Below are 16,830 nucleotides of genomic sequence, written 5' to 3' on the forward strand. Positions count from 1 at the left end.
ATGAAGTAAAGGTTTCTCGTTGTTAGCTGAGGCGTTGAGGGCCAGCACGGATGCCCTGCGCCTGGCTTATCCAGACGGGCGTGCTGAAGTTTGCTTGAGGGGTAAAATGCGCATAATCAATGCGATAACCATTTTCAGACCGCGTGCCTTCCTGGGTCAGCAGCGCGCTGAGCGTATCCAGTAAAGCAAGATGTTGCGCCTGAAGCGGTAAAGATTCCTCGGCAACGGGCAGCGTTTGCGGCGCCATTGCAAAGGAGAGATGGCGGATTACCGTGCGAATAGCATGTTGATGCCAGTAATCAACGGAATAGTTCGAGTTCGGGCGGCGTGTGTTTGCTTCCAGCAAGGCCAACTGACTAAAGTTAACTTTGGCGGAAGGCTCGTGATTGCGCGTTGTCGCTTTTGCGGGCGCGTTTGGCTCGGCGGCGTTGCTGAGCGCAGGCAAACCTAAACTCGCCGCGACCATCCCTAATAAGAGATGCGGCCAGAAGTAGCGTCTACCTAACTGTCGCCAGCGCGTCAGTATTCCACTCACGTTATTGCCATCCCGATCGTATTCAACGTTTTTAGCGCACAAATCTTATCATTAAAGCCAGAAGTCCACAGCAGTATTCAAGATAAGTAACACGTAAAAGTGCTTAAGAAAACAGCGTTCGCACCGATTTCTTACGACGCTGTAAAAACTCAAAAAAAAACGACTGGGTCACCTGGCCGGAGAGAGTGCCAGATTTGCCAGTCGAATTTTATACGACAGTATAGATGTCGTTATGCCAGTACGGCTGAAGGCGCTTTGAAGGCCAACGGCAGTTCTGCGTCGTCCTGGAAGGTCACATATTCCCAGGCTTCCTGTTTCGCCAGTACAGCCTGCAACAGTTTGTTATTCAGTGCATGACCGGATTTATAAGCGGTAAATGCACCGATAATGTTGTGACCACACATGAACAAATCACCGATCGCATCGAGCATTTTGTGACGCACAAACTCGTCTTCAAAACGCAGGCCGTCTTCGTTCAGTACGCGATAATCGTCAACAACGATGGCACAATCGAAGCTGCCGCCCAGGCACAGGCCACGGGACTGCAGATATTCGATATCACGCATGAAACCAAACGTACGCGCACGGCTGATCTGGCGCATAAACGCATCAGCAGAGAAGTTCATCGCATAGCGTTGATTGCTGGAATCGATTGCCGGATGGTTGAAATCGATGGTGAAGTCCAGCGAAAAACCATTGTATGGCTTGAATTCAGCCCACTTATCGCCATCTTCGACGCGAACAGTCTCTTTGATGCGAACAAATTTCTTGGCGCAGTTCAGCTCGTCGATACCAGCATCAAGCAGCAGGTAAACAAACGGAGCGGCACTGCCGTCCATGATTGGGATTTCCGGCGCGTTAACTTCGATAACAATGTTATCGATGCCTAAGCCCGCGAGCGCTGCGTTCAGGTGCTCAACAGTTGAAATCCGTACATCATGCTCGTTGACCAGACACGTACAGAGCATGGTATCACGCACAGATTTGGCATCGGCCGGGAAATCTACCGGTGGATTCAAGTCGGTGCGACGATAGATGACCCCGGTGTTGGCCGGCGCAGGGCGTAAGGTCAGGGTGACTTTCTTGCCGGTATGTAAACCGACACCCGTCGCCTGAACGATACGTTTAAGTGTCCTTTGTTTGATCATCGTATTATCTCGCCAAATTATCTATCCAACCGAAGTGTACTATACATTCGGCAGGCCAGTTTAGCACAAAGAGCCTCGCAACCCAAATTCCAGCTAATTCTTAGTCAGCTTGCTTACGCAGGAATGCCGGGATATCCAGATAATCCGGCTCTTTCACGGTTTGTGGCGTATTGTCGTTCACCACTTTGGCCACGGGCTTCTGCTCTTGCGTCAGCGGCGCCATACCATGCTGCTGGTAGCGATCCATCACTGGCTGTTGAACTTGCTTATTGGTCACGAGAGTGATTTCAGGACGTTTGTCCATACCGATACCTGTAGCAACCACGGTTACGCGCAGTTCATCGTTCATATCCGGGTCAAGAGAAGTACCGATAACCACAGTCGCGTTGTCCGAAGCAAATGCACGGATGGTGTTACCTACGGTTTCGAACTCATCCAGACGCAGGTCGAAGCCCGCAGTGATGTTAACCAGCACGCCGCGCGCGCCAGACAGGTCGATATCTTCCAGCAGCGGAGAAGAAATTGCCATTTCGGCCGCTTCTTCCGCACGGTCTTCACCGCTCGCCACGCCAGAACCCATCATTGCGTAGCCCATTTCAGACATCACAGTACGTACGTCTGCAAAGTCCACGTTCATCAGACCCGGACGAGTAATCAGTTCGGCGATACCCTGAACAGCGCCTTTCAGCACATCGTTAGCTGCGCCAAACGCGTCCAGCAGGGAGATACCGCGGCCAAGAACTTTCAGCAGTTTGTCGTTCGGGATTGTGATCAGTGAGTCTACATGTTTGGATAATTCAGTGATCCCCTGCTCCGCAAATGCCATACGCTTCTTGCCTTCAAAGTTGAAAGGCTTGGTCACAACAGCAACGGTCAGAATACCTAAATCTTTAGCCACTTCAGCAACAACCGGCGCAGCACCTGTACCGGTACCACCGCCCATGCCCGCTGCAATAAAGACCATGTCTGCACCTTCCAGCGCCGCACGCAGTGCATCACGATCCTCATCAGCCGCATTACGGCCAACTTCTGGATTAGCGCCAGCTCCCAGTCCTTTGGTGATACCACTACCGATCTGAATCGTCTGCCCAACCGCTGTTTTACGCAGCGCCTGTGCATCGGTATTTACCGCGAAAAATTCAACACCTTCAATGCGCTCACGCACCATGTGTTCAACAGCATTACCGCCGCCGCCGCCGACGCCGATGACTTTAATCACCGCGTCGTTGGTAAGTTCCATTGGTTCAAACATAGTTTCTCTCCGATATGTGCCTGTCGCCTGAGGCCGTAATCACCGCCGGCCTCATAAAAATTAAAATTCTTTTCGCAGCCAACTATTGAGTCGCTTGATCCACGAGCCAACAGATGCTGTAACACGTTTTTCAACTTCCGCTTCACCGTTAAGATGTGACTCTTTCCCGTAATGAAGCAATCCCACTGCCGTTGAATAATACGGCTCCTGAGCGTAATCCGTTAAACCGGTGATATTCAGCGGCGCGCCGATACGCACCTGCGTATGAAACACGCGTTGAGCGCAGGCGGCAAGACCTTCGATCTGCGCCGCGCCACCGGTTAATACAATACCCGCAGCCAGGTGATGCTTTACGCCTTGTTGGCGAAGCTTTTCCTGCAGCTGCAATATCTCTTCGTTGACCAGGTTGAGCAGCTCGGTATAGCGCGGCTCAATCACCTCCGCCAGCGTCTGACGTTGCAGACTACGCGGCGGACGACCACCTACACTCGGCACTTCCACGCTCTCGTCTTTACCGACGATGGAACCCAGCGCGCAGCCATGACGAACTTTAATCGCTTCGGCGTCGCTTGGCGGTGTGCCAAAGGCATAAGCGATATCACTGGTCACGACATTGCCAGCATAAGGAATTACCTTGGTGTGACGCAATGCCCCGCCAGTATAAACGGCGATATCCATTGTACCACCACCGATATCGACGACGCAGACGCCCAGTTCTCGTTCGTCTTCCGTCAATACCGAATAACTTGATGCCAGTCCGGCAAATATCAGTTGGTCAACTTTCAGGCCACAACGTTCAACGGCTTTCACAATGTTTTTTGCCATATCGTTGTGACATGTGATCAGGTGCACTTTTGCCTGCATACGCACGCCAGAAAGTCCTACCGGATTTTTGATCCCTTCCTGATAGTCAATCGCATACTCTTGCGGGATCACATGCAGCACACGATGTTCATCACGCACGCGCACCGATTTCGCGGTATGGACGACATTTTCTACATCTTCTTGTGTCACTTCTTCTTCAGAAATAGGCACCATACCAATTTCATTCTGGCAGCTGATGTGCTTACCAGAAAGCGCCAGATATACCGAAGAGATCTGACAATCTGCCATCAATTCTGCCTGGTCAATGGCGCGCTGTACGCACTTGACCACGGATTCGAGGTCGTTCACCCCGCCTTTATCCATACCACGTGACGGGCAGCTGCCCACACCAATGATATTGACCATACCGTCGGGCAGAACTTCCCCTACTAAAGCGGCAACCTTCGCGGTACCAATCTCCAGTCCTACTACCAGTTTTCTGTCCGTCGCCTTGATCATTGTTGTTCTGCCTGTGCCTGATTTTGTTGCTGAGTAGATTCCTCTGGCGGCAAGGGCGCCCAGCCGACTGCCGCACCAGAGTCATAACGCAAATCAACGTAGCTAATCCGTTTGCCATCGGTTTGCGCCTGCTGCTGTAAAACCGGATAAAGTTCTACAAAGCGAGCCAAACGTTTCATCGTATCGCCCCGGCCAAGATTGAGCTTAATATCGTTATTCAGCGTCAACTGCCAGGAGCGCCGCGCGGTCATCGCCGCTTCCTTCAGAGTAAATCTGTCCTTTGCCAGCATCTGCCCCATTTCGCGATAGCCCTGCAACACTTCATTTGCGCTGCCTTCCGGACCATACAACATTGGGAGCACCTGCTTGCTGGTGCGATCTGGCGGAACGCTGAAGGTGTTTCCTTCAGCGTCAACCATATGCTGATCATTCCAACGCGCAATCGGCACATATTCAACCAGATGAATCTTCAATTCATCAGGCCACTGCTTTCTGACGCTCACCTGCTTAATCCACGGCAGGCGTTGTTCAATTTGCGTCTGGATGATATTTACATCCTGGGTCATAAAGGTACCTGGCTCACCCAATGCCAGGATCGACTGCCGGATATCGTCATTACGCGTGTAATGGCGTTCACCGGTCAACACCAGCTTTGAGAGCGGCAGGCGTTGCGCATCTTCCATCCAGCCCAACACGACCCAGCCGCTCACCAACACTGTCGTTAAAACGGTCAGCAGGAAAAGGATCCCCGCCAGACGCGTTCCATTATTGCGGTGAGAAGAAATCTCTTCTTCACTGTTTCGCGTGTTCAGAGCAGCCTGCGACATATTAGTCCGCCAGTTCCAGAATTCGTACTACCAACTGCGAGAAGCTCATACCCGCCTGACGTGCCGCCATCGGCACCAGACTGTGACTGGTCATACCCGGTGAGGTATTAGCTTCCAGCAGATAAAACTGTCCATCGCTGTCCAGCATGACGTCTATACGTCCCCATCCTTTGCATCCTAAAGTCGTCCATGCTTTCAGCACTAATGCCTGCAAATTTGCCTCTTGAGCCACTTCTAAACCTGCCGGGCAGAAATACTGTGTCTCATCAGAGAGATACTTCGCCTCATAATCATAGAAGGTTCCAGCGGGTTGAATACGTATTGACGGTAAAATTTCTTCACCGAGTATCGCAACCGTGAACTCCGGCCCACTTAGCCATTTTTCAATCAATACTTCTTCATCGTGCTGAAATGCCAATCTTAATGCATCTTGCAGAGCATTTTCTGCTACTACTTTTGACATTCCCACACTGGAACCTTCGCGGCTCGGCTTGACGATAAGCGGCAAACCTAAGGCAGAAATTTCTGCTAACTGCTTATCACTAATGCCTTTTTCAAACTCTGCGCGGGTTAATGCTACCCACGGCGCTACCGGTAAACCAGCCCCCTGCCAAAGCAGTTTGCTGCGTAGTTTATCCATTGAAAGCGCAGATGCCATCACTCCACTGCCGGTATAAGGCAAGCCCATCAGCTCGAGCATACCCTGCAGCGTGCCATCTTCACCACCGCGACCGTGCAGAGCGATAAACACTTTCTGAAAGCCCATCGACTTCAGTTGCGTTACGTCGATTTCTTTCGGGTCGACAGGATACGCGTCAATACCGCCTTCACGCAGCCCAGCTAACACTGCCGCGCCAGAATTCAGAGAAACTTCCCGCTCTGCGGAGGTCCCGCCCAACAGGACCGCGATTTTATCAGTCATGTCGCTCTTCCTCTGTAGTTTGCGGCTTCAGTTTGATTTCAGCTAAAGATCGGGCAATTTTTCCGATATTTCCTGCCCCCTGAACGAGGATCAGGTCGTTACCAGTTAATACTGGTGCTAACATCTCGGCCACCTGCGCCGGGTCCGGCACCAGAATCGGATCAATTTTCCCACGGCCACGGATTGTACGACACAACGAACGACTGTCCGCTCCCGGAATAGGCGCTTCGCCTGCCGGATACACTTCCAGCATCAGCAGGGTATCCACCTGAGTCAGCACATTGGCAAAATCATCATACAGGTCGCGCGTGCGGGTGAAACGGTGCGGCTGAAACAGCATCACCAGGTTTTTATCCGGCCAACCTGCTCGCGCCGCTTTAATAGTGGCGTCCACCTCGGTCGGGTGGTGACCATAGTCATCAACCAGCATTGCCGTACCGCTTTTACCATTCACAGGTTCCAATGGAAATTCACCAAGGAAATCAAAGCGGCGTCCGGTTCCCTGGAAACTCTCCAGCGCACGCAAAATAGCCTCGTCTTCAATCCCCTCTTCCGTGGCGACCGCAACGGCAGCGGCAGCATTCAGGGCATTGTGACGACCTGGCGCATTCAGTGTAACGCGCATTGGCTCTTTGTCCTGACGCAGCAGCGTAAAGTGCCCCTGAGGGCCAATCTGCTGATAATCTTCCACACGCACGTCAGCATCTTCGCTGAAGCCATAAGTGGTGGTTTGACGGCCTACACGCGGTAACAATTCGCGAATTACCGGATCGTCAACACACATCACCGCACGACCGTAAAACGGCAGGTTGTGCAGAAAATTAATAAAGGTCTGTTTTAAATTCTCAAAGTCGCCCTGGTAGGTATCCATATGGTCGGCTTCGATATTAGTGACAATCGCTACCATCGGTTGCAGATGCAGGAACGACGCATCGCTTTCATCAGCTTCAGCAATCAGGTAACGACCGTGGCCTAAACGTGCATGAACACCCGCCGCTTTTACCAGCCCACCGTTCACGAAGGTCGGGTCGAGGCCCGCTTCTGCGTAGATGCTGGAAACCATCGCGGTGGTTGTGGTTTTGCCATGCGTCCCGGCAATGGCGATGCCATGACGAAAACGCATTAACTCAGCCAGCATTTCAGCACGACGAATAACCGGAATACGTGCCTCATGAGCGGCAACAATTTCCGGGTTATCGGCGGAAATCGCGCTGGAAACTACGACCACACTGGCATCACGCACGTTTTCCGGGCGATGGTTGAAGTAAATCGTCGCTCCCAGGTTCGTTAGCTGTTGCGTGACTGGGTTTGGCGCTAAATCGGAACCACTGATCTGATACCCTTCATTGGCCAGAACTTCGGCAATACCGCCCATACCGGCACCACCGATGCCGACAAAGTGTATGTGCCGAACGCGACGCATTTCAGGCACGATGGAACGCAGTTTTGCCAATTGTTGTGTATTCATTCTTTACGCCATTAACTTCTCAAATTCATACGATGCAAAAGGCATCGCTACGATTACGCCCGGGCAGCCCGGCTCACTTCATTTGCCACTCGCTCGGTGGCATCCGGAATGGATGCAGCTCGGGCGCGTTCTGCCATGGTTAATAAGGTTTCTCGCGGCCACCCGGCCAGGGTGTTGGCGATGGCATCCACAGTAAGCTGCGGCTGCTCGATAATTTTGGCTGCGCCCGCTTTTTCCAGCGGCAGCGCATTCCAGTACTGTTGGCGGTCTTTATGTTGAAACGGCACAAACAACGCAGGTAGCCCTGCCGCAGCGATTTCACTCACCGTCAACGCGCCAGAACGGCAAACGACGACATCCGCCCACGCATAGGCCGCCGCCATATCATCAATAAATTCCGTCACTTTATGCTGCGGTTGCCCCGTTTCGGCATAAGCCTGTTCAACGGTTTGTTGCGAACCTTTGCCGCTCTGATGCCAGATAGTGACTGAACCACCCAGCTTTGCTGCAACCTGCGGCATTGTCTGGTTAAGGATGCGCGCTCCCTGGGAACCACCCACAACCAGAACACGAACCGGACCTTCACGACCAGCCATACGCTGCTGTGGCAACGGCAGCGCCAGCACATCAGTACGCACCGGGTTACCAACAACTTCGGCATCAGGGAAAGCCCCCGGAAACGCCTGCATCACTTTGGTAGCAATTTTCGCCAGCCATTTATTGGTCAAGCCAGCAATGCCGTTTTGTTCGTGAAGTACGACCGGAATGCCTAACGACCATGCTGCCAGACCACCAGGCCCGGAAACATAGCCGCCCATACCGAGCACCACATCGGGCTTGTAAGCTTTCATAATCGCCCGCGCCTGACGCCAGGCGTTAAAGATCCGCAGCGGAGCCGCGAGCAACGCTTTAATACCCTTGCCGCGCAGACCAGAAATACGAATAAAGTCGATCTCGATACCGTGCTTCGGCACTAAGTCCGCTTCCATACGATCGGCAGTACCCAGCCAGCGAACTTGCCACCCCTGGGCCATTAAATGGTGCGCAACAGCCAGTCCCGGGAACACGTGCCCGCCAGTACCGCCTGCCATCACCATTAATCGCTTCCCTTTACCACTCATCGAGAACCTCGTACAAACGCCTGCGCTTTCTCCAGACGTGTTTCATAATCAATACGTAACAGCATCATGATGGCTGTCGACATAATCAGTAAGCTCGAACCACCGTAACTGATCAGCGGCAATGTCAGACCTTTAGTTGGCAACATCCCCGCTGCCGCGCCTACGTTAACCAGCGCCTGGAAGCTAAACCAGATACCAATTGAACAGGCGAGAAAACCGGAAAAACGGTGGTCAATTTCTAACGCTTTACGGCCAATCGACATCGCGCGAAAAGCGACGAAGAATACCATTAAAAGCGCCAGCACCACACCGATATACCCCAGTTCTTCGCCGATAATGGCGAAAATGAAGTCAGTGTGAGCTTCTGGCAGATACTCCAGTTTTTGTACCGAATTGCCTAAACCTTGCCCCCACAATTCGCCACGACCAAAGGCCATCAGGGATTGCGTTAACTGATAGCCGCTACCGAAGGGATCTTCCCACGGGTTCCAGAACGCAGTAACACGGCGGATACGGTACGGTTCGGCGAGGATCAGCAGCACGACCGCTGAAATCCCCATGCCGATAATGGCAATGAACTGCCACAATTTTGCCCCCGCCAGGAACAGCATCGCCAGTGTGGTGACGAACAATACGACTACTGTACCAAGGTCTGGCTGTGCCAGCAGTAACACTGCCAGCACCAGAATTACGCCCATCGGTTTCAGGAAGCCGCGCAGGTTGTTACGTACTTCGTCGCCTTTGCGCACCAGATAGTTGGCGATGTAACAAAACAGCGACAGCTTGGTCAACTCCGCAGGCTGAATACGCAGCAGGCCGAGATCGATCCAACGTGATGCCCCTTTAACTGAGCTACCTACCACCAGCACGATCATCAGCAGGATGATTGATCCAAGCAGCATCGTGGCGCTGTAACGTTGCCAGAACTCCATCGGCAGACGCAGCGTAATGATCGCCAGAATGAATGCCAGGATCAGATAGACGCCATCACGCTTCGCGAAGAAAAACGGATCGTTGGTTAAGCGCTGCCCAATGGGCATTGACGCCGAAGTCACCATGATAAAGCCGATCGCCGCGAGGCCGAAGGTCAGCCACAGCAAGGTGCGATCGTACATGATCAGGCTGTCGGTATCTTTTTCCCGCGAGCCCATCACCCAGCCTTTAAGCGCCGTGGAGATCCAGACCAGGATACTGAGTCCTGGCAGGCGCGGCATTTTCAGGCGAGGGAGAGATAAACGCATCAACCTAACTCCTTCGCCAGACGGGCGAACTCATTGCCCCGTTGTTCAAAGTTCTTGAACTGATCGAGGCTGGCACAGGCTGGTGACAACAGCACCATATCCCCTGGCTGCACGCGTGGCGCCAGCAAGAGCATCGCCTGCTCCATGGTTTCGGTTTGCTCTGCCACTTCCGGGCGCAGCGCCGCTAACTGGGCGCCATCACGACCAAAACAGTACAAACGCACGTTGTCGCCATTCAGATAGCGCGCCAGTGGACTGAAATCCGCCGATTTGCCATCACCGCCCAGCAACAAATGCAGCGTACCATCTACCTGCAAGCCGTTCAGCGCCGCCTCTGTACTCCCGACGTTGGTGGCTTTCGAATCGTTAATCCAGCGCACGCCGTTATGCTCCAGCACCACTTCAAAACGATGCGGCAGACCAGTGAACGTGGTTAACGCTTTCAGGCTGCTGGCGCGCGGTAACCCTGCGGCATCAGCCAGCGCCAGCGCTGCCAGCGCATTGGTATAGTTGTGTTGCCCGGAAAGTTTCATCTCTTTCACGTTCAACACTTTCTCGCCTTTCACCCGCAGCCAGGTTTCGCCCTGCTGATGATTCAGGTGATAGTCACCCATGTTGACGCCAAAGCTGACGCAGCGTTCATCCGCACCGCGAATCGGCATCGTTAAGGCATCATCGGCATTGACGACACAAACTTTCGCATTTTCGTAAATACGCAGCTTTGCCGCACGATATTGCTGCAATCCAAACGGATAGCGATCCATATGATCTTCAGTCACGTTCAGAATGGTCGCTGCCACCGCCTGTAAGCTGGAGGTGGTTTCCAGCTGGAAGCTCGACAGTTCCAGCACGTACAGTTCGCACTCGGCATCCAGCAACATCAACGCAGGCAGGCCAATGTTGCCCCCCACGCCGACGTTAACACCTGCTGCTTTCGCCATTTCGCCCACTAAAGTGGTGACAGTGCTTTTGCCGTTAGAACCGGTGATCGCCACAATCGGTGCCTGCGCTTCGCGGCAGAACAGTTCGATATCGCCAACAATTTCAATTCCGGCATCGGCAGCGGCGCTTAAAGATGGATGCGCCAGCGCAATACCGGGGCTGGCGACGATCAGATCGGCTGTCATCAGCCACTCGTCATTAAGACCGCCAGTGTGACGTTCCACCGCTTCGGGTAATTTATCCAGGCCAGGCGGTGTCATACGTGTATCCATAACGCGCGGCGTCACGCCACGAGCAAGGAAAAAGTCCACGCAGGAAAGCCCGGTGAGGCCCAGGCCGATAATAACGACATTTTTACCCTGGTAATCAGCCATGATTAACGTACCTTCAGCGTTGCCAGACCAATCAGGACCAGCATCAGCGAAATAATCCAGAAGCGCACAATGACGCGCGGTTCCGGCCAACCTTTCAGTTCATAGTGGTGATGAATCGGCGCCATGCGGAAAATACGTTGCCCGCGCAGTTTAAAGGAGCCGACCTGCAAAATAACCGACAGGGTTTCAACCACAAACACACCGCCCATAATCACCAGCAGGAATTCCTGACGCAGCAGCACAGCGATAATGCCCAGCGCGCCGCCTAATGCCAGCGAACCGACATCGCCCATAAAGACCTGCGCCGGATAGGTGTTAAACCACAAGAAGCCCAGCCCTGCCCCGACTATCGCGGTGCAGACAATAACCAGTTCCCCGGCGTGCCGCAGATACGGTATATGCAAGTAGCTGGCAAAGTTCATGTTGCCGGTTGCCCACGCCACCAGCGCAAAACCACCGGCGACAAATACGGTCGGCATAATCGCCAGCCCGTCGAGGCCATCGGTCAGGTTTACCGCGTTACCGGTACCAACAATGACGAAGTAAGCCAGCAGGATGTAGAACAGCCCCAGCTGCGGCATCACATCTTTAAAGAACGGCACCACCAGCTGCGTTGCTGGCGTGTCTTTCCCCGCAAGATACAGCGCAAAGGCGACGCCCAGCGCGATCACCGACATCCAGAAATACTTCCAGCGCGCAATCAGGCCCTTGGTGTCTTTACGCACCACTTTGCGATAGTCGTCGACAAAACCAATGATGCCGTAACCCACCAGCACCACAAGCACGCACCAGACATATGGGTTAGCGGGATAAGCCCACAGCAGTACGGAGATCACTATCGCCGTCAGGATCATTATCCCGCCCATGGTCGGCGTACCGCGCTTACTAAAGTGCGATTCCGGGCCATCGTTACGAACGACCTGACCAAAGGAGAGTTTTTGCAAATGGGCAATCATACGCGGGCCCATCCACAATGAGATAAACAGCGCGGTCAGCAGGCTGACGATGGCGCGAAACGTCAGATAGGAAAAGACGTTAAAGCCGGAATAATATTTGACCAAATGTTCGGCCAGCCAAACTAGCATGTCCCATTCTCCTGTAAAGCGCGTACCACCTCTTCCATGGCGGCACTACGTGAACCCTTAACTAAAATCGTAATCACCTGTTGCTCTGCAATCAGTGATTTAAGACGCGCAATTAACGCGGATTTATCAGCAAAATGTTCGCCAACGCCGCTGGCGGTGCTGATAACATGGCTTTGTTTACCCACGCTTAACACGCGGTCAATACCAGCCGCCTTCGCCGCTTCGCCCACCTGTACATGGCAGGCTTCGCTTTCAGCGCCCAGTTCCGCCATATCGCCCACCACCAGCACGCGGTAGCCAGGCATTTCAGCCAGTACCTGGACTGCTGCGGTCATTGAACCGACATTGGCGTTGTAGGAGTCGTCGAGCAGCAACTGGTTTTCCGCCAGTTGAATGGGGAACAGACGCCCGGGAACGGCTTTCAGATTCGCCAGCCCCGCTTTGATAGCATCAAGCGTTGCGCCCACGGACATGGAGAGCGCGGCGGCTGCCAGCGCATTCGCAATATTGTGACGCCCCGGCAACGGCAGCAGAACATCGACGCTACCCGTTGGGGTTTGTAGCGTAAATTCCGTACCGTGCGAAGTCACATGGATATTGGTGGCGGTGAAATCGCTATTGGCGGCATTCGGTGAGAAACGCCACACTTTGCGTGAGCCAATTACGCTCTGCCAGTTCAGCCAGTCGTTGTTGTCGGCATTCATAATGGCGATACCGTTTTCCGGCAGGCCGGTAAAGATTTCGCCTTTCGCTTTCGCGACACCAGCAAGCGAGCCGAAACCTTCCAGATGCGCCGCCGCCAGGTTGTTGACCAGCGCCGCTTCCGGGCGAGTCAGACTCACAGTCCAGGCAATTTCGCCCTGATGGTTCGCGCCAAGTTCAATAACTGCGTAATCGTATTCCGGCGTTAAGCGCAGCAGCGTCATTGGCACGCCGATGTCGTTGTTGAGATTGCCCGCGGTATAAAGCGTATTGCCGCACTGGCTTAAAATCGCCGCAGTCATCTCTTTAACGGAGGTTTTACCGGAGGAACCGGTCAGAGCAACCACGCGCGCCGGAACTTGCTGGCGAACCCATGCAGCCAGTTCACCAAATGCCAGACGCGTGTCTTTAACGATTAACTGCGGCAGGTCGATATCCAGTGGACGGCTGACCAGGAGCGCGCCTGCGCCCCCAGCTTTCGCCTGGTTGGCAAAATCGTGGGCATCGAAACGTTCGCCTTTCAGGGCAACAAACAGACAGCCTGGCGTCAGTTTCCGCGTGTCAGTCGTTACGGCATCCAGGGTGATATCCGCCCCTTTTAGTTCACCGTTGAGAATATCGGTAAGTTGGCTAAGGGTTACGCTAATCATGCGATCACCCCCAGCAAACGCGCCACCGTGACGCGATCGGAGTAGTCCAGGCGCTGATTGCCAACAATCTGGTAATCTTCATGGCCTTTGCCCGCGACCAGCACCACATCGTTCTCTTTAGCCTGCATAACGGCGCAAGTCACCGCTTCGGCACGGCCTTCCATCACTTTGGCATGTCCGGCATCTAACATTCCCGCCAGAATATCATTGATGATGGCGCGCGGTTCTTCGGTACGCGGGTTATCGTCAGTTACTACCGCCACGTCGGCAAACTCTTCAGCAATCGCCCCCATCAGTGGACGCTTGCCTTTATCACGATCGCCGCCACAGCCGAAGACGCACCACAGCTTGCCTGCACAGTGAAGTCGTGCAGCCTGCAAGGCTTTTTCCAGTGCATCCGGGGTGTGAGCATAATCCACAACCACCGTCGGTTTGCCCGGTGCAGTAAACACTTCCATACGTCCGCAAACCGGCTGCAGACGCGCGGCGGTTTTAAGCAGGTCAGCCAGCGGATACCCCAGTGCCAACAGCGTCGCCAGCGCGAGCAGCAAGTTGCTGACGTTAAAAGCGCCCATCAGGCGACTTTCAATTTCCCCATCGCCCCAGCTTGAGCTAAAGCGAATGGTTGCGCCGCTGTCGTGATAGTTCACGTCGGTCGCTTTCAACCAGCGGCCATGACAGTTCAGATTGATATGGTCTTCCATCGACACCGCAACTGCATCCGGCAGTTTTGCCAGCCAGCGACGACCTACTTCGTCATCGGCGTTGACTATCGCCTGACCGCAATGATGTTCAGAATAAAGCAGCCATTTTGCGGCTTCGTAATGTTCCATATCACCATGATAATCAAGGTGATCGCGGCTTAAGTTGGTAAAGACCGACGCCGCAAATTTCAATGCCGCCACACGGTGCTGTACCAGCCCGTGGGAGGAAACTTCCATTGCGCAAAAAGTCGCGCCCTGATCCACCAGCCCCGCCAGCTCATGCTGAACGTCGACTGCCGAACCGGTCGTGTTTTCCGTCGGAATAACTTTACCCAGCAGGCCGTTACCTACGGTACCCATCACCGCGCTGGTTTCACCAAGCAACTGACTCCACTGCGCCAGAAGCTGGGTAGTGGTGGTTTTGCCGTTGGTGCCCGTTACGCCCACGAGACGTAAATTGTCAGAGGGTTCATGGTAAAAGCGGCCCGCCAGCGCTGATAAACGCTCATTGAGCTGGCTGAGATAGATGACCGGTACGCCGTGCATTTCACGGATTTCACCATCGGTCGCCTCATCTTTTGCCTCTGCAATAATGGCAGCCACACCTTGCGCTATCGCCTGCGGGATATATCGACGCCCGTCCGCCTGATGACCTACTACAGCTACAAAAAGATCGCCCGACGCAGCCACACGGCTGTCGAGTGTCATCTCTCGCAGTGCTCGCGAAGGTGCGTTTGGCACCCACGGAGCAAGAAGGTCGCGCAAATTACGATCTGCCACCTGTCCCCTCGCCTTGATTAATCACAAATTCGTTTTTATCACCCGTTGTCAGCGCATCCGGTTCGATGTTCATGGTGCGCAATACGCCGCCCATGATGGCACCAAAGACCGGCGCGGAAACGGCGCCGCCGTAGTATTTACCCGCCTGCGGATCGTTGATAACAACAACCAGCGCGAAGCGCGGCTGACTCGCAGGCGCAACGCCTGCGGTATAAGCAATATATTTATTGATGTAGCGACCATCCGGCCCGACCTTTTTCGCGGTACCGGTTTTAATGGCGATACGATAGCCTTTAATCGCCGCCTTCACGCCACCCCCGCCCGGTAGCGCCACGCTTTCCATCATATGCACCACGGTGCGAACAATGGATTCCGGGAAGACACGTTCACCAGGAACCGGGGGGTCAACCTTGGTAATCGACAGCGGGCGATAGATACCATAGCTGCCGATGGTTGCGTAGACTCGCGCTAACTGTAACGGTGTTACCATTAGCCCGTAGCCGAAAGAGAAGGTGGCCCTCTCTATGTCAGACCACCGTTGTTTTTGAGGATATAAGCCACTGCGTTCTCCGACCAACCCCAAATTGGTCGCTTTTCCCAACCCAAAACGTGAGTAAGTATCTACTAACGCTGAGGACGGCATCGCTAACGCCAGCTTGGAAACACCGACGTTACTCGACTTCTGTAATACCCCGGTCAGGGTTAATTCGCTATAGCGCGCCACGTCTTTAATTTCGTGGCCGTTAATTCGATAAGGAACGGTATTAAGCACCGAGTTTTCCCGCACCACACCACGTTGCAACGCGGTCATCACCACCATCGGTTTGACCGTAGAGCCCGGTTCAAACACGTCGGTAATGGTACGGTTACGCATCGCCTCTTTTGGCGTGCCACTCAGATTGTTGGGGTTGTAAGACGGGCTATTGGCCATCGCCAGCACTTCGCCGGTGTTGACATCCACCAGCACGGCGCTGCCGGATTCAGCCTTGTTAAAGGCCACGGCGTTGTTCAGTTCGCGATAAACCAGCGCCTGCAGGCGTTCATCAATACTCAACGCCAGGTTGTGCGCCGCCTGGCTGTCGGTAGAAGAAATATCTTCGATTACACGTCCATAGCGGTCTTTACGCACAATACGTTCGCCCGGTTGCCCGGTAAGCCATTTATCAAAACTTTTCTCGACGCCCTCAATCCCCTGGCTATCAACGTTGGTAAAGCCAATGAGGTGAGCGGTCACTTCGCCAGACGGGTAGTAACGGCGAGATTCTTCGCGCAGATGAATCCCCGGCAGCTTCAGTTTTTTGATGTATTCAGCCATGTCAGGGTTAACCTGACGCGCCAGATAGATAAAGCGCCCTTTCGGGTTAGCATTAATACGGGCGGAAAGTTGATCCAGCGGAATATTGAGCGCGTTAGCCAGCGCCTTCCAGCGGTCACCGACGCTGATGCCGCCGGCTTCATGCACTTCTTTCGGGTCGGCCCAGATCGCTTTTACTGGCACACTCACTGCTAACGGGCGACCAGAACGGTCGGTAATCATGCCGCGGGAGGTGGAGACTTGCTGAACGCGAAGAGAGCGCATATCGCCCTCTTTGACCAGCATATCCGGGGAGATTACCTGCAACCAGGCAACACGCCCCAGCAGGAAAGCCAGTGCCAATAAAATACAGCCGCATAACAACGCAAAACGCCAACTGATAAAGTTGGCATGTTCTTCCTGACGTTTTGGTTTCTGCGTTTTCGCCGCTGCTTTCATGCG

Annotated in this window: 14 protein-coding genes; all 14 read right to left on the minus strand. The window is 53.8% G+C overall.

Annotation, left to right across the window (positions count from 1 at the left end; genetic code table 11):
* Positions 1-22: 22 nt before the first annotated feature.
* On the minus strand, positions 23-535 hold the full coding sequence (gene secM, locus FEK43_RS04460; RefSeq protein ID WP_130204926.1) for a secA translation cis-regulator SecM: 513 nt from the start codon (positions 533-535) through the stop codon (positions 23-25).
* Between the two features lie 230 nt (positions 536-765).
* Complete coding sequence (gene lpxC, locus FEK43_RS04465; RefSeq protein ID WP_000595482.1) at positions 766-1,683, minus strand: UDP-3-O-acyl-N-acetylglucosamine deacetylase; 918 nt, start codon at positions 1,681-1,683, stop codon at positions 766-768.
* Positions 1,684-1,783: 100 nt separating this feature from the next.
* Complete coding sequence (ftsZ, locus tag FEK43_RS04470) at positions 1,784-2,935, minus strand: cell division protein FtsZ (protein WP_064525175.1); 1,152 nt, start codon at positions 2,933-2,935, stop codon at positions 1,784-1,786.
* 60 nt (positions 2,936-2,995) lie between these two features.
* Positions 2,996-4,258 (minus strand): cell division protein FtsA, encoded by a 1,263-nt coding sequence (gene ftsA, locus FEK43_RS04475; protein WP_000588474.1) that lies wholly within the window; start codon positions 4,256-4,258, stop codon positions 2,996-2,998.
* On the minus strand, positions 4,255-5,085 hold the full coding sequence (gene ftsQ / locus FEK43_RS04480; protein WP_000075731.1) for a cell division protein FtsQ: 831 nt from the start codon (positions 5,083-5,085) through the stop codon (positions 4,255-4,257). Before ftsQ ends, ftsA begins: the two co-directional genes overlap by 4 nt.
* 1 nt (position 5,086) lies before the next feature.
* Positions 5,087-6,007: a D-alanine--D-alanine ligase gene (ddlB, locus tag FEK43_RS04485; protein ID WP_130204924.1), complete on the minus strand. Its 921-nt coding sequence runs from the start codon at positions 6,005-6,007 to the stop codon at positions 5,087-5,089.
* Positions 6,000-7,475: a UDP-N-acetylmuramate--L-alanine ligase gene (murC, locus tag FEK43_RS04490; RefSeq protein ID WP_130204922.1), complete on the minus strand. Its 1,476-nt coding sequence runs from the start codon at positions 7,473-7,475 to the stop codon at positions 6,000-6,002. The genes ddlB and murC overlap by 8 nt, the downstream gene beginning before the upstream one ends.
* Positions 7,476-7,528: 53 nt before the next feature.
* The gene (gene murG, locus FEK43_RS04495; protein ID WP_131161245.1) at positions 7,529-8,596 is read right to left on the minus strand and encodes an undecaprenyldiphospho-muramoylpentapeptide beta-N-acetylglucosaminyltransferase; all 1,068 of its coding nucleotides are present in this window, start codon (positions 8,594-8,596) and stop codon (positions 7,529-7,531) included.
* Positions 8,593-9,837 (minus strand): cell division protein FtsW, encoded by a 1,245-nt coding sequence (ftsW, locus tag FEK43_RS04500; RefSeq protein ID WP_130204918.1) that lies wholly within the window; start codon positions 9,835-9,837, stop codon positions 8,593-8,595. Before ftsW ends, murG begins: the two co-directional genes overlap by 4 nt.
* The gene (murD, locus tag FEK43_RS04505; RefSeq protein ID WP_135406053.1) at positions 9,837-11,153 is read right to left on the minus strand and encodes a UDP-N-acetylmuramoyl-L-alanine--D-glutamate ligase; all 1,317 of its coding nucleotides are present in this window, start codon (positions 11,151-11,153) and stop codon (positions 9,837-9,839) included. Before murD ends, ftsW begins: the two co-directional genes overlap by 1 nt.
* 2 nt (positions 11,154-11,155) lie before the next feature.
* Positions 11,156-12,238 carry a phospho-N-acetylmuramoyl-pentapeptide-transferase gene (mraY, locus tag FEK43_RS04510; protein WP_094337176.1) on the minus strand — a complete coding sequence of 361 codons (1,083 nt, stop codon included), beginning with the start codon at positions 12,236-12,238 and terminating at the stop codon, positions 11,156-11,158.
* The gene (murF, locus tag FEK43_RS04515) at positions 12,232-13,590 is read right to left on the minus strand and encodes a UDP-N-acetylmuramoyl-tripeptide--D-alanyl-D-alanine ligase (RefSeq protein WP_135406052.1); all 1,359 of its coding nucleotides are present in this window, start codon (positions 13,588-13,590) and stop codon (positions 12,232-12,234) included. The genes mraY and murF overlap by 7 nt, the downstream gene beginning before the upstream one ends.
* Positions 13,587-15,074, minus strand: a complete 1,488-nt coding sequence (gene murE, locus FEK43_RS04520; protein ID WP_130204912.1) for a UDP-N-acetylmuramoyl-L-alanyl-D-glutamate--2,6-diaminopimelate ligase — start codon at positions 15,072-15,074, stop codon at positions 13,587-13,589. Before murE ends, murF begins: the two co-directional genes overlap by 4 nt.
* Entirely contained in the window at positions 15,061-16,827 is a 1,767-nt protein-coding gene (gene ftsI, locus FEK43_RS04525) for a peptidoglycan glycosyltransferase FtsI (protein WP_000642222.1), read from the minus strand. Before ftsI ends, murE begins: the two co-directional genes overlap by 14 nt.
* Positions 16,828-16,830 lie beyond the last annotated feature (3 nt).

The sequence above is a fragment of the Escherichia sp. E2562 genome, assembly GCF_005781075.1.
In the GTDB taxonomy this organism is placed as follows: domain Bacteria; phylum Pseudomonadota; class Gammaproteobacteria; order Enterobacterales; family Enterobacteriaceae; genus Escherichia.